The sequence below is a fragment of the Flavobacterium sp. YJ01 genome, assembly GCF_029320955.1.
In the GTDB taxonomy this organism is placed as follows: Bacteria; Bacteroidota; Bacteroidia; order Flavobacteriales; family Flavobacteriaceae; genus Flavobacterium.
The window spans coordinates 2,019,257-2,038,092 of sequence record NZ_CP119757.1 but is presented as its reverse complement, the minus strand read 5'-3'; the positions used below and the strand labels follow the sequence as shown (position 1 = coordinate 2,038,092).

The 18,836-nt window shown below is 32.3% G+C and carries 20 protein-coding genes; 10 read left to right on the top strand and 10 right to left on the bottom strand.

Annotated elements, in window-relative coordinates:
• Window positions 1–38 precede the first annotated feature (38 nt).
• Window positions 39–386: a twin-arginine translocase TatA/TatE family subunit gene (locus P0R33_RS08945; protein WP_229354399.1), complete on the top strand. Its 348-nt coding sequence runs from the start codon at window positions 39–41 to the stop codon at window positions 384–386.
• Window positions 386–949, top strand: coding sequence for a phosphatase PAP2 family protein (locus P0R33_RS08940; protein WP_276175109.1), 564 nt, complete (start codon window positions 386–388; stop codon window positions 947–949). The genes P0R33_RS08945 and P0R33_RS08940 overlap by 1 nt, the downstream gene beginning before the upstream one ends.
• A 280-nt stretch (window positions 950–1,229) precedes the next feature.
• On the opposite strand, the gene P0R33_RS08935 is transcribed toward P0R33_RS08940, so the two are convergent.
• The 6 genes from P0R33_RS08935 to P0R33_RS08910 form a co-directional block, all read right to left on the bottom strand.
• Window positions 1,230–1,871 carry an O-methyltransferase gene (locus P0R33_RS08935; protein ID WP_111284805.1) on the bottom strand — a complete coding sequence of 214 codons (642 nt, stop codon included), beginning with the start codon at window positions 1,869–1,871 and terminating at the stop codon, window positions 1,230–1,232.
• Between the two features lie 115 nt (window positions 1,872–1,986).
• Window positions 1,987–2,352: a hypothetical protein gene (locus P0R33_RS08930; protein ID WP_276175108.1), complete on the bottom strand. Its 366-nt coding sequence runs from the start codon at window positions 2,350–2,352 to the stop codon at window positions 1,987–1,989.
• Between the two features lie 163 nt (window positions 2,353–2,515).
• A complete protein-coding gene (locus P0R33_RS08925) occupies window positions 2,516–3,067 on the bottom strand; it encodes a hypothetical protein (protein ID WP_276175107.1) in 552 nt (183 codons plus the stop codon).
• Between the two features lie 11 nt (window positions 3,068–3,078).
• Window positions 3,079–4,530, bottom strand: a complete 1,452-nt coding sequence (locus P0R33_RS08920; RefSeq protein WP_276175106.1) for a hypothetical protein — start codon at window positions 4,528–4,530, stop codon at window positions 3,079–3,081.
• A gap of 5 nt (window positions 4,531–4,535) precedes the next feature.
• Window positions 4,536–5,102 (bottom strand): YceI family protein, encoded by a 567-nt coding sequence (locus tag P0R33_RS08915; protein WP_276175105.1) that lies wholly within the window; start codon window positions 5,100–5,102, stop codon window positions 4,536–4,538.
• A gap of 303 nt (window positions 5,103–5,405) precedes the next feature.
• Window positions 5,406–5,966, bottom strand: coding sequence for a YceI family protein (locus tag P0R33_RS08910; RefSeq protein WP_276175104.1), 561 nt, complete (start codon window positions 5,964–5,966; stop codon window positions 5,406–5,408).
• A gap of 333 nt (window positions 5,967–6,299) precedes the next feature.
• On the opposite strand from P0R33_RS08910, the gene rlmN reads away from it, so the two are divergent.
• On the top strand, window positions 6,300–7,346 hold the full coding sequence (gene rlmN / locus P0R33_RS08905; protein WP_276175103.1) for a 23S rRNA (adenine(2503)-C(2))-methyltransferase RlmN: 1,047 nt from the start codon (window positions 6,300–6,302) through the stop codon (window positions 7,344–7,346).
• Window positions 7,347–7,563: 217 nt separating this feature from the next.
• Here rlmN and P0R33_RS08900 read toward each other — a convergent pair whose 3' ends face one another.
• Entirely contained in the window at window positions 7,564–8,424 is an 861-nt protein-coding gene (locus P0R33_RS08900; RefSeq protein ID WP_276175102.1) for a hypothetical protein, read from the bottom strand.
• A 147-nt stretch (window positions 8,425–8,571) separates the two neighbouring features.
• On the opposite strand from P0R33_RS08900, the gene P0R33_RS08895 reads away from it, so the two are divergent.
• The 5 genes from P0R33_RS08895 (at window position 8,572) to dnaG (ending at window position 14,343) form a co-directional block, all read left to right on the top strand.
• A complete protein-coding gene (locus tag P0R33_RS08895; RefSeq protein ID WP_276175101.1) occupies window positions 8,572–9,549 on the top strand; it encodes a polyprenyl synthetase family protein in 978 nt (325 codons plus the stop codon).
• A gap of 191 nt (window positions 9,550–9,740) precedes the next feature.
• Complete coding sequence (locus tag P0R33_RS08890) at window positions 9,741–10,301, top strand: RNA polymerase sigma factor (protein ID WP_276175100.1); 561 nt, start codon at window positions 9,741–9,743, stop codon at window positions 10,299–10,301.
• Entirely contained in the window at window positions 10,288–11,016 is a 729-nt protein-coding gene (locus P0R33_RS08885; RefSeq protein WP_276175099.1) for a hypothetical protein, read from the top strand. Before P0R33_RS08890 ends, P0R33_RS08885 begins: the two co-directional genes overlap by 14 nt.
• 39 nt (window positions 11,017–11,055) lie before the next feature.
• The gene (locus tag P0R33_RS08880) at window positions 11,056–12,147 is read left to right on the top strand and encodes a hypothetical protein (protein ID WP_276175098.1); all 1,092 of its coding nucleotides are present in this window, start codon (window positions 11,056–11,058) and stop codon (window positions 12,145–12,147) included.
• Window positions 12,148–12,276: 129 nt separating this feature from the next.
• The gene (gene dnaG, locus P0R33_RS08875; protein WP_276175097.1) at window positions 12,277–14,343 is read left to right on the top strand and encodes a DNA primase; all 2,067 of its coding nucleotides are present in this window, start codon (window positions 12,277–12,279) and stop codon (window positions 14,341–14,343) included.
• Window positions 14,344–14,436: 93 nt separating this feature from the next.
• Here the strand turns inward: dnaG and P0R33_RS08870 are convergent, their stop codons facing one another.
• Together P0R33_RS08870 and nadE are read right to left on the bottom strand one after the other, a co-directional pair.
• On the bottom strand, window positions 14,437–15,066 hold the full coding sequence (locus tag P0R33_RS08870; RefSeq protein ID WP_008467169.1) for a response regulator transcription factor: 630 nt from the start codon (window positions 15,064–15,066) through the stop codon (window positions 14,437–14,439).
• Between the two features lie 92 nt (window positions 15,067–15,158).
• Window positions 15,159–15,965 (bottom strand): NAD(+) synthase, encoded by an 807-nt coding sequence (gene nadE / locus P0R33_RS08865; RefSeq protein ID WP_276175096.1) that lies wholly within the window; start codon window positions 15,963–15,965, stop codon window positions 15,159–15,161.
• Window positions 15,966–16,064: 99 nt separating this feature from the next.
• Here nadE and gldB point away from each other — a divergent pair, with 99 nt between their 5' ends.
• Together gldB and gldC are read left to right on the top strand one after the other, a co-directional pair.
• Entirely contained in the window at window positions 16,065–17,024 is a 960-nt protein-coding gene (gene gldB / locus P0R33_RS08860) for a gliding motility lipoprotein GldB (protein ID WP_276175095.1), read from the top strand.
• Window positions 17,024–17,356 (top strand): gliding motility protein GldC, encoded by a 333-nt coding sequence (gene gldC, locus P0R33_RS08855; RefSeq protein ID WP_276175094.1) that lies wholly within the window; start codon window positions 17,024–17,026, stop codon window positions 17,354–17,356. The genes gldB and gldC overlap by 1 nt, the downstream gene beginning before the upstream one ends.
• Before the next feature lie 852 nt (window positions 17,357–18,208).
• Here the strand turns inward: gldC and yihA are convergent.
• Window positions 18,209–18,829, bottom strand: a complete 621-nt coding sequence (gene yihA, locus P0R33_RS08850) for a ribosome biogenesis GTP-binding protein YihA/YsxC (protein WP_276175093.1) — start codon at window positions 18,827–18,829, stop codon at window positions 18,209–18,211.
• Between the last annotated feature and the right edge of the window lie 7 nt (window positions 18,830–18,836).

The following is an 18,836-nucleotide window of genomic DNA, read 5'->3' as shown; positions in this document are numbered from 1 at the left end:
CAAAATTTAATATCTTTGCGTCAACAAAAATAAAAGTTATGTTTGGTATAGGAGGAGGAGAATTAGTTTTTATACTGTTTATAGTACTAATGCTTTTTGGTTCAGATAAAGTTCCAGAAATTGCTCGTACAATGGGAAAAGCTATGGCTCAGTTAAAAAATGCAACTAATGATATTAAAAGTGAAATTCAAAAAGGAGCTGAGGCCAACGGTCTCGATTCTAAATCTTTGACTGATATCACAGGAAATATTAATGCAGAAATTAATAATGCAAAATCTAATTTACTCGGAGATACAGGAAATCTTTTAGGAGATACAACCAATGAAATCGAAAAAGTAAAAGAAGATATTGATACACTTTCTGGACCTATTAAACGCCAAAGATAATGCTTGAAACAATAAAGGAATTAGATAAAAATCTCTTAATATATCTTAACGGATTAGGTTCTGAAACTTATGATAAACTTTGGCTGATTATTACTCAGCAGTTGTATTGGACACCATTTTTTCTATTGCTTTTTTATCTTATTTATAAAAAAATAGGAGGTAAGCAGACTCTGTATTTATTGCTTTTTATAGCAGTTCTGATTGCTTTTACAGATCAGACTTGTAATTTATTTAAACATACTTTTCAGCGTTTACGACCTTGTAATGATCCAGAAGTAAATACAATTATCAGAGTTGTGGATTCTAGAAAATCGTTTAGTTTTTTCTCTGGACACGCTGCAAATACAATGGCAGTTGCAACTTTCTTATTTTGGGTTTTAAGACGTTATTTTAAATATATTGGCTTCTTGTTTTTATGGCCTTTAATATTTGCTTACAGCCGAATTTATTTAGGTTTGCATTTTCCAGGAGATATTCTTGCTGGATATTTCTTTGGAGCACTTTTCGGATCGCTTATTTATTTAGTGTACAGAAAATTGAAACCGCAATATTTTCCGGGATAGATTTTAAAGGAGCTAAGTTTCTGAGATGCTAAGCTTCGAAGGTTTTTCTTTTGGATTTTAAAAAATTATATAATTGAATTGGCTCCAGCTTTAGCTGGAGTTTTTTTATTATAATAATGTTAAAAAGGCTTTAGCCAAAATACAAATGAGTATTTGGCTAAAGCCTTATCTTTTATGAAAAACCATTATCTCCAGCTAAAGCAGGAGGCAAATCAAAATAAGTTTAAATCAATTTATACCTTAGAAGCTTAGCATCTCAGAACCTTAGAACCTCAAAAAATTAAAGAACTCTACTAACCGTCAATCCATCACGAATTGGCAGAAGAACAGTTTCGACTCTTGGATCATCTTTTAAAAGCTGATTGTATTCTAAAAGTACTTTTGTGCTAACATCATTTGGATGAACTGGCTCTAAAATTTTTCCGCTCCATAAAACATTATCCGATAAAATAATTCCGCCTTTATTCATTTTTGGAACAATCATTTCCCAATAATTGAGGTAGTTTTCTTTATCCGCATCAATAAAAACCAAATCAAATTTTACGTCTAAATCTGGAATGATATTTACAGCTTCACCCAAATGCTGAAAAATTTGTTTTCCCCAAGGCGATGCATCAAAATATTTTCTTTGGAAATCAACTAATTCTTCTTTGATGTCAATTGTGTGCAATTGCCCGTTTTCCTGCATTCCTTCACATAAACACAATGCTGCGTAACCTGTGTAAGTACCAATTTCTAGAATATTTACAGGACGAATCAATTTAGATAACATACTTAAAACACGACCTTGGAAATGGCCGCTTAACATTCTTGGTAAAAGTATTTTTTGGTAGGTTTCTTTATTGAGTTTAGCCAACAATTCTGGTTCATTTTCCGAATGCTGTTCGATGTAATCTTCTAATTCTTGTGATATAAAATGCATGTTGTAGTATCTTGTAATTTGAAGACAAAAATACAAAAAATATTGGCGAACTATTTGGCATAAAAAAACCATTCGTTTATGGCGAATGGTTTCCGTTTGTTAGTTTTTAATTTGCTTATTTTTTCAAAGCTTCATTTACTTCTTTAGCTGTTTTTACAGTTCCGTCTTTTGCAGCTTTTGCAGCATTTTCAACTTTTTCTGCTCCTTTTTTAGTCGCATCTTTTACGTCTTCAGCAGCTTTTTTAGTAGCGTCTTTAACGTCTTGAGCTGCAGTTTCAGTCGCATCTTTAGCTTTAGTCGCAGCGCTTTCAGCTTTACTTACAGCACTATCTTTAACTTCTTCAATATCCGTTGTCAATGAGTCAACTTTGTTTCCAAGAGTTAATTCGTCTTCAGCAGGTTTTGTTTCTTTTTTCTCGCATGACTGAACAGCGAATGCTAATAAAGCGATAACAGCTAAACTTAAAATCTGTTTTTTCATAATTTCAATTTTTTTAGGTTGATAAAACTTAAAGGTTAATGGCTGAAAAATAAAAATACAAATTTTAAAATGATTGAGCTCTTTGTAAGATTATTTTTCTTTCGAGAGCAAGACAATTCTTATGCCAAAATTTTTCAATTCTGAATAGAGAAGATAATTTTTTTTAATTTTTATATAAACTGAAATTTATAATAATATCATCTTTTACTTTTATAAGACCAGCCATTTTTACCGGAGCTTCTAATTCGATATCAGAGAATTTTAAATTTAATGTTCCTTGAATCTTATCGTCGGAATTGTATAAGATGAAATCTTTGTATTTCAGTGTTTTGTCGGTAATGTAAAAGTTTAGCGTGCATTTGTAATTTTTACCATCTTTTTTAATATCAGTAATACTTACTGTGCTGTTTGGAAATTTTTTCACCTTTACAGTTCCTTGCAAATCCTTTGTCATTATTTTGTTGCCACAATCGAAATTTGACATTTTAATATCGGTATTGAAAGTGTTCTTTTTAGCACAATTTACATAAACGGTGTCCTTTATATTAAAGGTGTTAGAGCAATTGTACTTGCCAACTGTAGATAGTCCTGTGATTTCTATTTTAATTTTATTTATTACCACAGCCGTATCTTCTGGTAAAAAAGTGGGTTTAGCACTTCCTAAGAAAAAGAAAATTGCTAAACCCATAATTAATATTGAAAATCTCGTTTTCATTTTTTTATATATTAGAATGCAATTACTGCTTCGAATACTAAACCATTAAACTTACCACCATAAAAGTTATTTACATTTCCAGTAGCAGGATCTCCTGTAAATTGTGAGTAGTTTTTATAGTTTTGATTAACGTAGTTTAATTTAGCTAAGATGTTTTTAGTCATAAACCAACCAGCACTTGCTTCAAATTTATCTACAGTAACTTCTTTAGCATCGGCATTAGATAATTTTCCAGATACTGTATTGTATTTTCCTCCTAGATAGAATTGTTCTGTTTTTCCAAATCTGTAAATAAGCTCTGAAGCATATTGATTAGCAGTACGTTTGTCATCAGTTCCTGCTTTGTCTCCTCCTGAAGCTAATTCGATCGTTCCGAAGAATTCAAGTCCTTTATATTTTATAAAAGGGTTAATCATGTATGTTGTAGCCCAATTTTTGAAATTAGGATTGAACGTTGCCTCTGGAGTAGATGTTTTGCTAAAACTAGTAGCAACATCAGTAGTAGTTGTAGAAATAACATTTCCGTTAGCATCGGTCTTAGTAATAGTATTTTTATAAGCATTATTATTCAAGATACCCCAATAACCAAATCCTGATCTATTTGCAGAATAGATGTTTGCGTTACCAAGATTTGCATTATGGTAGTAAGAACCAGTTAATCTTATTCTTAAATCTTCATTAATCTGTTTGTCATAACCAAATTTAGCTAAGATTGAAGGGCTATGTGTTGTATTTGCGTTCGGACCAGAAGGGTAAAAAACTTCTTCATTACTTTGATTTAAATTACCATTTGTAACACCTAACATACTTACCCATCCGCTTCTGTTGTAGTAAACCTCCATACCCATTTCTGTAGAGAAAGAATACATAATATTGTTTCCAACAAATGCATTTTTGATTGTGTTACCATTATCAGAACCTCTAAAGTGAGCATCACCAAAATTGTTCTCCATTTGTCCAATTTTAATTGTAGCATATTTCATTACATCAGCCAAGAAATCTTTTTTGATGAAGTCTAACTTGTCAATTTGTAAGTAGCCACCTTTTACATAAGAATCATTGTGGTGTCTTGACGCTAAATAAACATCTAAATTTACTCTTACTCCGTCAAACAATTGAGCACCAATGTACATATCTGCAGCAGGTAGCGTAAAATTGTTTTCAGTATTCATTAAACGATATCCTGTAATTGTTCTAGTTGTAGTCCCGGTAGGTGTTGTAGTGATAGTAGTAGAACTAGCAGGCTGGTCGTTGAATGAATTTGTTGCTTGAAAATCCATATTGAAAGCCCCACCAAAGTCAATGCTAAGACCTTTAAATTCTCTGTTGTCTTTTTGTACGTCGAAAACGTTGATACCATCTTTTCCTCTAGAAATTTGGTTTTGCATGTTTCCAAAACTAACTTGTGCCTCAACAGCAAACGTACTTATTAATGTAATAAATAGGATATAAATCTTCTTCATGGCAATTATAAATTAAAGTTTAAATTAAATTTTATGGTTAGGTCTTGTCCTGTTTTAATGGTGCCAAGCATTGCAGTTGGCGATTTCATTCCGAAATCTGTAAAAGTGATTTTGTTTGATCCTTGCAGATTTAAACCATCTTTTGTAACAGCTGTTTTTACAGTCGTTTTGTATACTTTGCTAACTCCAGCAATGGTATAAGTTCCTGTAAGTTCCCAAGTTGTTTCGTTTACTTTTTCAGCAGATTTTAGAACGTATTTGATATTTTTGTTTTTATCAGTTTTTAAAGTTTCATAAGCTACTTTATCCATGCTCTTTTTCTCGCTTTTTACAGTTTCAGCAGGAAGATTTATTGTTAATGCTTCGATATCTGTTAGTTTTCCGTTAGCGATATTAAGTGAAGCAGTTCCAGTTCCAGAAGCCGACTTCATTTCCCAGTCATGAAGTGTTGAGGTTCCAGCGACTGAGAAAGTAGATTTGTCTAAAGCGTAAGATTTTTGTGCTGTAGCAATTGTTGTAATTCCTAAAAATGCAGTAACAACGGCTAAAAATTTTAAGGTATTTGTTTTCATTTTGTCATGTTTTTATTTTAAAGAATGAGTTAATGTGTCGGCCAGTTTCTAATTAGTACTAAGAATGTTGTTTTAATTTGTATCAAAGATCCTTCTATATATCAATTCAAGACATGATAAAAATCATTGTTAAAATTTTATTAAATAGGTATTTAATAACTACAACGTTTTCATTTTTTGTAAAACCGATCACTAAGACAAAAAGCGGTGTCGAATTTTATTAAATTGTTAGTTTTTAACATTTAGTTAGAGAAAATAAAAACTTAAAAAGTGTATTTATTTTAACATTAGAATTGATTCTTTTTAGCTTAAAATGATATTGAAAATCACTGTTAAATCTTTGCCCGCTTTTACAACTCCAAGTGCCGCTTTTGGAGGAGTCATTTCAAAATCGCCAAACGTGATTTGGTTAGAACCCTGTAAAGTCAAAGTTCCATTAGAGAATGTTATTCTTACTTGAGTTACAAATTCTTTACTTACGCCAGCAATAGTATAAACTCCAGTTAAGTTCCAAGTTGTTTCGTCTGCTTTTACTGCTGATTTTAAAGTGTATTCAATAGTTTGATGATTTTCAGTGTCAAGAGCTTCATACGCTACTTTATCCATACTGGTTTTGTAGCTTTTTAAACTTTCGGCTAATAATGATATGTTTAAGCTGTTAATTCCTACCAGCTTAGAATCTTTGATGGTTAAGTTGGCTGTTCCGGTTCCTTCTGTAGATTTCATTACCCAATCGTGTACGGTAGAAGTTCCTGCAACTTCAAATGTCGAATTTGCAGTTACATTGTAAGTTCTTTGTGCATTTATTTGTAATGAAGCGGTTGTAAAGATTACCGTTAATAGGATTGATTTAATTGTTTTCATCTTGATTATGTATAGGTTAATTTTAATCAGGTGAGTTCGATAGTGGTTGAGAACTAACCTTGGTTTCTTTGATCAAAATTATTGTTCACATTAGCCAAAAGGAATGATAAAAATCATGGCAAAAGTTTTATTAAATCTTTACTGTAAAGGATGAATAGATTAATTCAAACTCAATTCAATTTTTTTGTGAAGAATAATTCGATTGTAAATATTTGTCTATTATTATGTTATGTGTTTTTTGCGAAAGCTTTAATAATTCGTCTTTTTTCAAGTAGATTTTAAGAATGTATTTAAAAAGCTAAGAAAAATGACAAAAGTGATTAACTTTGCAGCATGCAAATGGAGAAAAAAGACATACGCGCCTTATCAAAAGACCAGCTTCGCGATTTTTTTGTTGAAAATGGAGATAAAGCTTTTCGCGGAAATCAGGTTTATGAATGGTTATGGAGCAAAGGAGCTCACAGTTTTGAAGACATGACAAACGTAGCAAAGTCTACGAGATCAATGCTTGAAAATAGTTTTGTAATCAATCACATTAAGGTTGATACAATGCAGAAAAGTAGCGACGGAACTGTAAAAAATGCCGTAAGACTTCACGACGGACTTGTGGTTGAATCTGTTTTAATTCCGACTGAAACTAGAACTACTGCTTGTGTGTCGAGTCAAGTCGGGTGCAGTTTAGATTGTAATTTCTGTGCGACTGCAAGATTAAAAAGAATGCGTAATCTAGAACCAGGCGAAATTTACGACCAAGTTTTAGCTATCGATAAAGAAAGTCGTTTGTACTACAATCATCCGCTTTCGAATATTGTTTTTATGGGAATGGGAGAACCTTTAATGAATTATAATAATGTCATTAAAGCGATCGATATGATTACTTCTGAAGAAGGTTTAGGAATGTCTCCAAAACGAATCATGGTTTCGACTTCTGGAATTCCGAAAATGATCAAAAAAATGGCAGATGACGATGTGAAGTTTAAACTAGCCGTTTCTTTACACTCGGCAATTGATGAAACTCGCGCACGTATTATGCCTTTCAGTAAAAACTTCCCATTAAAAGATTTACGAGAAGCATTAGAATATTGGTATAGAAAAACAAAAAGCAAAATTTCTTACGAATATGTAGTTTGGAAAGGAATAAACGATGATAAAGCTTCGGTTGATGCCTTAGTGAAATTCTGTAAATATGTACCGTGTAAAGTCAATTTAATTGAATACAACCCAATTGATGACGGTGAATTCCAACAAGCTTCAGAAGAATCGATTATGGCTTACATAGAAGCATTAGAAAATATCGGAGTAGTAGTAAAAGTGAGAAGAAGTCGAGGAAAAGATATCGATGCCGCTTGCGGACAATTAGCCAATAAAGAAGCAGAATAAAAATTTACCACAAATATTCCGTTAGGAAGTTTAAACTATAAGCTCGGCAGAAAAATTATCAGAATATATTCCGTTAGGAATATCTCATCGGTAGAAAATAATATTGACAATGTTGATACATGTCCCTTCGGGACATTTGAATATTACAAATAAAAAAAAGCATTAAAAACGAGAATATTTCTGGTTTTTAATGCTTTTTTCTTGGGCAAAAAGGATATTATTTTTTCAAATCTATTTCTTCTGTAACTCCGTCTTTTGTTACTTTCGCAAGCGTGTCGCAATCTCCGTTTCCGTAATCTATGGTTGCCGAAGCACCATTTTTGGTAATAGAAACAATTCCTTTTACGGCAAAAGATTTTCTGCAAGAAGCATTAAATTCTAAAGGAGTAGTAATTTCTGCCGAAAAAGTATCTCCATTCGGGAAAGTTGTAGAACCGCTTCCAGTTACTACAAAAGCATTATCATCCCAATCAAACCAAGTATCGTAACCAGATGTCATTTCTTTTATCAAAGTTCCCTTTCTGGTATAAACACCACCGTCGTCAAAAGTAATGGTCAAATCTATCGAAGCCGTTGAAACCGGATGCGCAGTTACCAAAATATTAGTTTCTTTAATTGTTCTCACAATACTTTTGCTTCCCTGAATTTTTTTACCATTATGATAAAATCCTTCAAAAGTGTAGCTGATTGTTTGTGTCGAAGAACTAAAATCATTCGAAAAAGAAACGACCATTTTTCCTTTTACTGTATTTCCGTTATTTAAAGTACAGCCTTCAACGCCAAAATCCACCGTTTTTGTCCAAGTATTATTGGTTAAAACTGTTGTAATTGTAGCGCAGCTTGGCAAGAAATTCTTTATTGGTCCGCCTGGTTTTGCATTTACATTGAGTTGTGCACTAAATTGATCTTCAGCAATATTTGTCACATCTTCTACAGAAGCGTCGATTTTGGAATTGGTTATAATTTCTTCGTTCGTAATCGCTTTTCCTGATCCATCATTTGTTTTTTCATCAGAACTACAGCCGATAAAAAAAGACATAGTAATAAAAGTACCAATTAATAAAAATTTTGTTTTCATATAATAAATAGTTTGGGTTAATGAATTCAAATCAGTATTAGTTAGAACTATTTTTGGTGTTTTTTTCAGGTTGAAGGATAAATTATTTAAATCCTAACCTAAAATACACAACGTTTTTTTATTTAAAATAGTATATTTGGTGTTTAAATGAATATTACGTCTCAAATAAAGCAGCCTATTTTTAACGAAATGGAACTTTTCGAAAAAAAGTTCCATGAATCGATGACTTCAAAGGTTGCATTACTAAACCGAATCACTTATTACATCGTAAACCGCAAGGGAAAACAGATGCGTCCAATGTTTGTTTTTCTTACTGCAAAAATGGTTTCTGGCGGTATTGTAAACGAAAGAACCTATCGTGGAGCTTCGGTAATCGAATTGATTCATACCGCAACTTTAGTTCATGATGACGTAGTAGACGATAGTAATCGCCGTCGCGGATTTTTCTCCATCAACGCGCTTTGGAAAAATAAAATTGCTGTTTTAGTTGGAGATTATTTACTTTCAAAAGGTTTATTGCTTTCTATAGATAACGGCGATTTCGATTTATTGAGAATTATTTCTGTTGCTGTTCGCGAAATGAGCGAAGGTGAATTGCTTCAAATAGAAAAAGCCCGCCGACTTGATATTACCGAAGACGTTTATTACGAAATCATCAGAAAGAAAACCGCAACACTTATTGCAGCTTGTTGTGCGCTTGGCGCGAAAGCCGTAATCGAAGACGATATTCAGGTAGAAAACATGCGTAAATTCGGTGAACTAATCGGAATGGCATTTCAAATTAAAGACGATTTATTCGATTACAGCGAAGAAGCCATCGGAAAACCAACCGGAATAGATATTAAGGAGCAAAAAATGACTTTGCCTTTAATTCACGTTTTAAATACTTGTACTCCGCAAGAAAAAAAGTGGTTGATAAACTCCATCAAAAACCACAACAAAGACAAAAAACGCGTAAAAGAAGTTATTGCCTTTGTAAAAAACAATAATGGTTTGGCTTACGCCGAAAACAAAATGGTCGAATTCCAGCAGGAAGCACTTGCATTACTTCAAAACTTTGAAGATTCTGAGTTTAAAGATGCTTTGACTTTGATGGTAAACTACGTAATCGAAAGAAAAAAATAATCTTTTTAAATTAGATAATAAGAAAATGTGTCAATTAGATAATTGGTTATACTTTGTTGTAAATCAATTATCTAATTGGCTAATTTTCTAATTGTTTAATTATTTTTTTTCTCCCGTGCAACCATTTTAAATCGACAATCGTCTATGCTAATAGAAGTCTGTTTCTAAAACCAAAACCGAAAAGCTTATTAATGAAAATTATCCAGTTACATCAAGAAGAAACCAAAATCATAAAGCTGGCTGTCGAAAATAATCGTCAGGCGCAGCAGCAGATTTATAGTAAGTTTTCTTCTAAAATGTTGAGTGTATGTCGACAATATATAAAAGACATTCAATTGGCCGAAGATGTAATGATAACCGCTTTCATGAAAGTGTTTACGAATTTGAAAAACTTCGAACACAAAGGAAGCTTTGAAGGCTGGATCCGCCGAATTATGGTTAACGAATGCATTTCGTATTTAAGAGTTCAGAAAAAAGTAAAATTTGCCGAAGATGAATTTTTTGTTGAAGAAAGTTTTAATGAAATTGACAGCCAGTTTACGGTAGAACAGATTCAATATTTAATTGATGCTTTGCCCGACGGCTATAAAATGGTTTTCAATTTATACGCCATTGAAGGTTACAAACACAATGAAATTGCCAAGATGTTAGGCATTAATGAAGGAACATCGAAATCGCAATTATCGCACGCTAGAAAAATGCTGCAAACACAAATTACTATTCTAAAAAAACAAGATAATGGAACCGAATAATTTTGAAAAGGATTTCCGTGAAAAACTAAACGAACGTAAAATTGAACCAAGCAACAAAGCTTGGGATCGATTGGACGCTATGTTGAGTGTAGCCGAAGAGAAAAAGCCAATTAAACTTGATTCGAAGAAATCAAAAAGAAAATGGCTTTATATCGCCGCAAGTTTTATCGGTTTTTTATTGGTTGGAACTATTTTTTTCAATCAAAATAAAAATACTGCAGAACCAACAAAAACAATCGTTGTTGAAAAGGAAATCGAAAAAGAATCAACGACTAAACCAATTTTAAACGAAGTTGATTCGAAAAAAAACGAAACTGTTGTTGCTGAAAAAACTTCGGAAGAAACTTTAAATAAAAAAGAAAAAGTAGGGAATCAAATTTCAAATAAATCTATAAAAAATGAATCAAATCAAATAGCGGAGTCTTCAGTCATCATCAAAAACAATCAAGAAAAACAATCATCAAATAATGAAGCAGTAATTGCAGAAATTTCTAAAAAAGAAAATGTCGATCAATTACTAGAAACGGCTGAAACTAAAATTTTAGCAGAAAATACGGTTAAATCAAAACCAAAAGTAAAAATTAATTCTAACGACTTATTAGATCAGGTAGACGGAGAATTGGAACTTTCATTTAGAGAAAAAATGATTGCAAAAATCAACAAAAGCTATCATACGGTAAAAGTGGCAGTAGAAAATCGAAATGTTAAAAATTAAATAATCATCAATCAAATCAATCAAACTAAAACAACAATCATGAAAAATTTTACCATTTATTTATTTCTCTTAGTTTTCTTATTCGTCACTAAAGTAGTAGGGCAAGAAACTTTTGAGAACAAAGCGAAAACAATTGCTGTTGCTATTGAAAATATAACAAATGAAGAGAAAGCAGCTTTAAAAAAGGAAGTTGATGAGGTCAATAATCAATTAGTCGAAGGAACAATTTCAAAAGAAGAAGCTGAAAAAAGGAAAAAAGAGTTTGCGGAAAAAAGAGCTCGTAATATTGAAAATAGAGTTGCCATCGAACAGGAAAAATTACAAGAATTGGTTCAAGAAAAAGTAGACGGCAAAGTGAATTACAATAAAACAAAAGAAGGGACGGTTTTGGTAATTGGCACTAGCAGTGACTCAATCAATCCGCATAAAAGGGAAATAAATATTCCTGCAATGAAGGTCTATAAAGGAGAAGATGACAAAGTAAAAAGAGAATCTAAAAGAACGACTTCTCAATTTGTATTTGCAATGGGTTTAAATAGTACAATGATCGATGGTGAACTGCAGGATTCAAATTATAATTTTATCGGATCGCATTTTTACGAATGGGGTTTAACTTTTAATTCCAGAATTTTAAACGATAATAATTTACTGCATGCCAAATACGGACTTTCATTAATGTACAACAATCTTCGACCAACAGATAATCGCAGTTTTGTTGTAAATGGTGACCAGACAGATTTAGTGACCAATCCGATACATTTAAAAGAATCTCGTTTTAGAAATGTGTATTTAGTGGCGCCAGTTCATTTAGAATTTGATTTTTCGAAAGATGGTAATCATGACGGGAAAACATATTTTAGAACGCATAGAGGATTCCGAATGGGATTTGGAGGATATGCGGGAATCAATGTAAAATCGAAACAGATTTTGAAATTTGAAGACAATGATTACAAAACCACACAAAAGACCAAAGGCGATTATAATGTTAATAATTTTGTTTACGGATTAAGCTCTTATATAGGTTATAAAGAAATAAGCTTGTATTTGAAATATGATTTAAATTCAGTTTTCAAAAATAATACTGTTGATGAAAATAATATTTCGTTAGGTATTCGCTTCGATTTCAATTAAGAATGAAATTAAGTTTAGTTAGTGAAAAAGGCATCTCCATCGAGATGCTTTTTTGTTTTAAAAAGCTGCAAAATTACGATAGGATTTACGTATTTTTGCAAGCTCTCAACTTTTAAAACCGCACACACATTGATTTCGCAAAATACCATTGATTCTGTTTTTGAAACTGCTCGAGTAGAGGAGGTTATTGGCGATTTTGTGAATTTGAAACGTGCAGGAAGTAACTTTAAAGGTCTGAGTCCGTTTTCCGATGAGCGTTCTCCTTCGTTCATGGTTTCTCCAGCAAAAGGAATCTGGAAAGATTTTAGTACTGGAAAAGGAGGAAACTCGGTTAAGTTCTTAATGGAGCATTCGCAATTTACTTATCCGGAAGCGATTCGATATTTAGCGAAAAAATACAATATCGAAATTGAAGAAACCGAACAATCGGAAGCAGAAAAAGCAAATACAGATATTCGAGAAAGTATGTATCTGGTTTCTGAATTCGCGGCCAAATATTTTCAAGATGTTTTGATAAACTCTGAAGAAGGAAAAGCAATTGGATTATCTTATTTTAAAGAAAGAGGATTTACAAACGAAACCATCAAAAAATTCAATTTAGGATATTCGCCAGAAACTTGGGATGCTTTGACGAAAGAAGCCTTAGGAAAAGGATATAAATTAGAATTTTTAGAAAGCACAGGTTTAACAATCGCTAGAGAAGATCGTCCGTTTGACCGATTTAAAGGCCGTGTAATGTTTCCAATTCAAAGCATGTCTGGTCGTGTTTTAGGTTTTGGTGGACGTATTTTAACGAATGATAAAAAAGCGGCAAAATACCTGAATTCGCCAGAAAGTGATATTTACCATAAAAGTAAAGTGCTTTACGGAATTTATCATGCTAAACAAGCTATTGCCAAACAAAACAATTGTTATTTGGTAGAAGGTTATACAGATGTTATTCAGTTCAGTCAAACCGGAATTGAAAATGTTGTAGCTTCTTCTGGAACAGCTTTAACGCCAGATCAGATTCGTTTAATAAACCGTTTGACAAGAAATATCACTGTTCTTTTTGATGGAGATGCGGCTGGTTTGCGTGCTTCTATTCGAGGAATCGATTTGATTTTGGAAGAAGGGATGAATGTGAGAGTTTGTTCTTTTCCTGATGGAGAAGATCCTGATAGTTTTGCTCGAAAAAATTCTCATGAAGATTTAGTTGCCTATTTAGAAAATAACAGTAAAGATTTTATACAATTTAAGGCTTCGATTTTAATGGGCGAAGCCAAGAATGATCCGATAAAAAAGGCAGATCTGATTCGTGATATGGTTACGAGTATTTCTAAAATTCCAGACCGTATTCAGCGTGAAGTTTATATTCAGGAATGTGCTCGAATCATGGATATTTCGGAGCAGGTCTTGACGAGTACTTTGGCGCAATTGATTCAGAAAGATATTGCTGAAGCAAATAAAAAACAGAAACAAGAACAAAGACCTTTTGAAGTCCATAGAAATCAGCCTCCGCAAGCAGGTACATTTTCTGGAGGAGATCCAGAAGATCCAAGAAATGGTCCGCCAGATGATTATCCAGGTGATCCAGGATATTATCCGCAAGAGCAAGCTCAAAAAGTAGATATTTTATATGGTTTCGAAAGAAAAGTCATTGAGGTTTTACTTTTGTACGGAAATCTAGTAGAAGATTTTGAAGATGTTTTCTTGAAAGCAGATGAAGAAGGAAATGTAAAAGAAGTTTCGGAAAAAAGACAGTATAAAGTATTCGAAAAAATATATTTAAGCCTTCAGGAAGATGAGATAGAATTGTCGAATGTTTTATTTCAGAATATTTATAGTAATCTTATCGATTTTTATAATCAGAATGAGACTTTTAGTTTAGATAAGTATTTGATGCATTTGCAGCCTGAATTTGCTCAGGAAGTAACCAATATCTTAATGGAAGATGAAAGATTAACCATTCATAATTGGGAAGGGCAGAATATTTTTCCAAAACAAAAAAGTGAAACGATCGAGCAGAATGTTTCGGAGACCATATTTGCTATGAGATGGTATTTGGTGTCTGCAATAATTGCGGAATTAAAGAATTCTTTATTAACAGATCCGCAAGAAGATAATTCGGAAGTTTTGAGTATGGTTATAGATTATTCAAAATTACTAAATAATTTTTCTAGGAAATTAGGTCGTGTAGTTGTGCCGTATCACTAAAAAGGAAAAAACTCTATCTTATCTGATAAATCAAAAAAGATAGAGTTTTATAGTTTCTCGAATTTCTTAAAGATTAAGATTTTCGAATTGTAATTAAATAATTTCTAAAGTCTTCGCTTTGTTAACCAAGTCAACTAAATTAGTAACATTCAATTTAGTTAATAATCTCAGTTTGTAAGTACTGATCGTTTTTTCGTTCAGATTTAAGATTTTAGAGATTTCATTATTTTTCTTACCATCACTTAAATAACGTAAAACCTCGATTTCACGGTTAGAAAGTTTTCTGTACAGACGCTCGCTTTTGCTTTGTTTCGCAATAAGTGCCATGTTTTTGCGTACTGTTTCGTTGATGATAATTTTTCCTTCGTGTACTTTAATAATAGAATGACCTAATGTTTCAAGTTTTTCTGTTTTGTGTACATACCCAGAAACTCCTGCTTTAATTGCGTTTGGAGCGTACATTTGCTCAGCAAGATCACTGAAAATAACAATTTTTGTTTTTGGGAAATTTTTTAAGATAGATTTAATTTCAAAGATACTTGAAAGGCCTTCTAACTCTAAATCTAAGATTAGAATGTCGATTTCCTTCGTCTGAAGAATATCTCTAACCATTGAAAAATTGCCTACGTTGGCAACAATTGAAATTTGATCGTGGTCTTTGAAATAAGACTTAACGCCAAAGTGCGTAACAGGATGATTGTCTGCTAGACATACTTTAATCATAATTTTTACCTTTTTTAGAATTGTTCATGTTTTTGGAGTGGTAAAATTAATAAATAAATTCTGTAATATCTTTCTTAGAATGTTAAAATCTTTTATTTTAACGTTTTTGGTATCAAACAAACCGGAATTGGGTCCATTTTATGCTTGTTGCTGGTGTTTAATCGTTTATAAATTTCGAAGACAGATTTTTCTCTCCCGTCGAAGTCAGTTGCCGTATTTCCTGACTCCGCAGCCAACATTGCCCACTCTAATTCGTCATAACTAGCTCCTAATTGGTCTTCATCTGTACGGTTATCTCCAAATAATCCATCGGTCGGTGCAGCTGTTAAAATTGATTGTGGAATTTGCAAAAAATCTCCTAAAGCATAAACGTCAGATTTCATTAAATCTGCAATTGGACTCAAATCGACACCGCCATCTCCATATTTTGTATAAAAACCTACGCCGAAATCTTCCACTTTGTTTCCAGTTCCGGCAACCAATAAACCATGAATTCCAGCTAAATAATATAAAGAAGTCATTCTGATGCGCGCACGAGTATTGGCTAATGCTAAATTTACTTTCGCTTCATCATCTGTTTTAGGAACAGCACTTTTGAAAGATTCAAAAACAGCAGTTAGATCTGTTTGAACATCAGAAACATTTGGAAAACGCTTTTTCAGCTGATCAATATGTTCTTTCGCTCTGCTAACTTGGCTTTCTGCCTGATGAATAGGCATTTCAACACATAAAACTTTCAGTCCTGTCTGCGCGCATAAAGTTGAAGTTACAGCAGAATCAACTCCTCCTGAGATTCCTATTACAAAACCGTTTACTTTTGCATTGTTAGCGTAATTTTTTAGCCACTCTACAATATGCGTATTTACTTTTTCTGTCTGAATTGTGCTTTTTTTAGCCATAATAGTTTAAGTTTTAAAGTACAGGGATGTATATTTGCAGAATTATTTTGAGTATACAACTACTTTAAATTCTGATAACACAAATCTAATTAAAATAAAATGAAAATTTATCGCTTTGCAGTGGTTCTATGCCTGTTTTTTTTGTCCTGCAATCAAAAAAGTAAGGTCGAAAAAGCAGTAGAAGAAATCCCTGTTGATATTAAAGTAGAGCGTTTTGATAAGGTGTTTTTCGAAACTAAACCCCAAGACCTCGCACAGGTAAAAAAACAATATCCATTCTTTTTTCCTGCGGGTAATGATGATAATGTCTGGTTGCAAAAAATGAACGATCCTATTTGGAAAGAACTTTATGATGAAGTACAGAAAAAGTATGGTAATTTTGAACCTGTTCATAAAGAGTTTGATGCGCTTTTTCAGCACGTAAAATATTATTTTCCTAAAACTAAAATTCCAAAAGTAATTACCGTAATTGGAGAAATGGATTATAATGCAAAAGCAATTTACGCAGACAGTCTTGTGATTGTGGCGCTGGAATTGTACTTAGGAAAAGATCATAAGTTTTACGAGTTTCCGAATTATCTAAAACAAAATTTTGAAGAAAGACAGATTATGCCAGACGTGGTTTCTAGTTTTTCTTATCGTAATATTCCAGATTCTCCAGATAGAAGTCTGGTGGCGCAAATGGTTTTTGAAGGAAAACAGCTTTACGCTAAAGATTTATTGCTTCCAGATTATACAGATGCAGAAAGAATGGGATATACTCCAGAACAAATAAAGTGGTGTGAAGAAAATGAAGCTTACATCTGGAGGTATTTTATAGAAAACGAAATGCTTTATAGCGATGATCCTAAATTGAGAACTCGATTTATGACACCAGCACCTTTTTCTAAATTCTTTCTAGAAATTGATAACGATTCTCCAGGCCGAATTGGAGCTTGGATTGGCTGGCAGATGGTACGTTCTTACATGAAAAATAATAGTGAAGTTTCTTTGGCAGAATTATTTAAAATTGATGCAAAAGAAATCTTCGAAAAATCAAAATATAAACCCAAGAAATAATGGCAAATATAAACTCAGAGATAAGATTCAATGTTGAATTAGATGAAAACCGTGTTCCAGAAAAATTAACGTGGAGCGCGCAAGACGGCGGTGTACAAGCTGAAGAAGCAAAAGCAATTATGCTGTCTATTTGGGACAGCAAAGCGAAAGAAACAATGCGTATCGATTTATGGACAAAAGATATGCCTGTAGATGAAATGAAGATTTTCTTTCATCAAACTTTAGTTGCGATGGCGGATACGTTCAAGCGTGCAACAGATGACGAAAAAATGTCTGATACTATGAAAGATTTCTGTGACTACTTCGCAGAAAAATTAGAGCTTACTAAGTAAGAAGAAGCTTAAAAATCAATAAAAAAAGTCCCAAATTTCATCCTTAAAAGTGAGATTTGGGATTTTTGTGTTTTATTTGCAATATCATCCCCAAAATTAATAACATGCTATTTCCTTTTCTGGTAAGCCTCGTAGGATTGTTTTTTTTACTTGCCAATGCAATTAGGTTTTATATTACTTGCAAAAAGAGAGATGTGCTATATCGCATTGTTACAGCATATTTGGTTCTTTTGTTTTGTGTGGAATTACTTTGCAATATTATCGGATTTCTCTATCCGAATTCCAATTTTTTTCTTTCGCATTATTATTTCAATTTTCAGTTTATATCATTGAGTTTCTTTTTCTATAATTCCTTTGAAAATAAAATATTAAAGAAAACTATATTGGCAGTGTTGATTTCTGTTTTACTTTTTTTAAGCATTCAATATTATAGAACTCCGTCACTTTATTGGGAATTTAATTTGATTGAAATAGCAATAACTTCGATTCCGTTGCTTCTTTATGCTTTTTATTATATTGTTTCGAATTTGAAAAATGTTAAGCACGACTACTTCTATTTTTGCAACGGACTCATTATTTACTTAACAAGTAGCGCGAGTATTTTTTTATCTGGAAATACAGATTCGGTAATTTTTACGGAACCTTTTATACTTGATTTGTGGTTTTTTAATTCTCTGTTCTATATTCTTTATCAGGTTTTAATTTATAAAGAATGGAAATCTTTAAACTTTAGAAGAACAGCAAAGAAAAGTATTGAAAGTAAAATGGCAGAGTAAGAAAAGCCCAAAAATAAAAAATCCCAAAATCCAATTGTAGTTGGAATTTGGGATTTTTTTATTGCTTTTTTATTTTTTAAAAACCTGAATTGTTTTTAAATACTTCCTGATTTACTTCGTCAATATAAGATAGAACTTGTTCTTTTCCAGTTAATTCTGTAGATGAGGTTACAAAATATTGTGGCATTTCAGCCCAATTATTAGCGTACATTTGTTTTTTGTAAGCAGCAATATGAGAGTCAATTTTTGTTCTGCTAATTTTATCAGCTTTTGTAAAAATAATACAAAACGGAATTTCGCTTTCTCCCATATAAGACATAAATTCAATGTCTATTTTCTGCGCTTCATGACGAATATCAATTAAAACAAAAGCACAAACTAATTGTTCTCTATTTTCAAAATAATCAGTAATAAATTGCTGAAAAACAGATTTTGTTTTCTTAGAAACTTTCGCATAACCATAACCAGGCAAATCGACCAAAAACCAATTGTTATTGATTTTAAAATGATTGATTAATTGTGTTTTTCCAGGTCTGCTAGAGGTTTTTGCTAAATTTTTATTGTTGGTAAGCATATTAATCAAAGATGATTTACCAACGTTTGATCGGCCTATAAATGCATATTCCGGCAAGAATTCAGTCGGGCATTTTGAAGCATCAGAATTACTGATAATAAATTCGGCGGTATTAATTTTCATGTCTTTT

What these genes read in the sequence shown, in the direction of transcription:
- P0R33_RS08930 (WP_276175108.1), bottom strand. Translation starts at nt 2,352, where the DNA reads ATGAAAAAACAGATTTTAAGTTTAGCTGTTATCGCTTTATTAGCATTC.
- P0R33_RS08935 (WP_111284805.1), bottom strand. Translation starts at nt 1,871, where the DNA reads ATGCATTTTATATCACAAGAATTAGAAGATTACATCGAACAGCATTCG.
- rlmN (WP_276175103.1), top strand. Translation starts at nt 6,300, where the DNA reads ATGCAAATGGAGAAAAAAGACATACGCGCCTTATCAAAAGACCAGCTT.
- P0R33_RS08880 (WP_276175098.1), top strand. Translation starts at nt 11,056, where the DNA reads ATGAAAAATTTTACCATTTATTTATTTCTCTTAGTTTTCTTATTCGTC.
- P0R33_RS08870 (WP_008467169.1), bottom strand. Translation starts at nt 15,066, where the DNA reads ATGATTAAAGTATGTCTAGCAGACAATCATCCTGTTACGCACTTTGGC.
- P0R33_RS08890 (WP_276175100.1), top strand. Translation starts at nt 9,741, where the DNA reads ATGAAAATTATCCAGTTACATCAAGAAGAAACCAAAATCATAAAGCTG.
- P0R33_RS08895 (WP_276175101.1), top strand. Translation starts at nt 8,572, where the DNA reads ATGAATATTACGTCTCAAATAAAGCAGCCTATTTTTAACGAAATGGAA.
- P0R33_RS08900 (WP_276175102.1), bottom strand. Translation starts at nt 8,424, where the DNA reads ATGAAAACAAAATTTTTATTAATTGGTACTTTTATTACTATGTCTTTT.
- nadE (WP_276175096.1), bottom strand. Translation starts at nt 15,965, where the DNA reads ATGGCTAAAAAAAGCACAATTCAGACAGAAAAAGTAAATACGCATATT.
- P0R33_RS08940 (WP_276175109.1), top strand. Translation starts at nt 386, where the DNA reads ATGCTTGAAACAATAAAGGAATTAGATAAAAATCTCTTAATATATCTT.
- yihA (WP_276175093.1), bottom strand. Translation starts at nt 18,829, where the DNA reads ATGAAAATTAATACCGCCGAATTTATTATCAGTAATTCTGATGCTTCA.
- P0R33_RS08920 (WP_276175106.1), bottom strand. Translation starts at nt 4,530, where the DNA reads ATGAAGAAGATTTATATCCTATTTATTACATTAATAAGTACGTTTGCT.
- P0R33_RS08925 (WP_276175107.1), bottom strand. Translation starts at nt 3,067, where the DNA reads ATGAAAACGAGATTTTCAATATTAATTATGGGTTTAGCAATTTTCTTT.
- P0R33_RS08945 (WP_229354399.1), top strand. Translation starts at nt 39, where the DNA reads ATGTTTGGTATAGGAGGAGGAGAATTAGTTTTTATACTGTTTATAGTA.
- gldB (WP_276175095.1), top strand. Translation starts at nt 16,065, where the DNA reads ATGAAAATTTATCGCTTTGCAGTGGTTCTATGCCTGTTTTTTTTGTCC.
- gldC (WP_276175094.1), top strand. Translation starts at nt 17,024, where the DNA reads ATGGCAAATATAAACTCAGAGATAAGATTCAATGTTGAATTAGATGAA.
- P0R33_RS08910 (WP_276175104.1), bottom strand. Translation starts at nt 5,966, where the DNA reads ATGAAAACAATTAAATCAATCCTATTAACGGTAATCTTTACAACCGCT.
- P0R33_RS08885 (WP_276175099.1), top strand. Translation starts at nt 10,288, where the DNA reads ATGGAACCGAATAATTTTGAAAAGGATTTCCGTGAAAAACTAAACGAA.
- P0R33_RS08915 (WP_276175105.1), bottom strand. Translation starts at nt 5,102, where the DNA reads ATGAAAACAAATACCTTAAAATTTTTAGCCGTTGTTACTGCATTTTTA.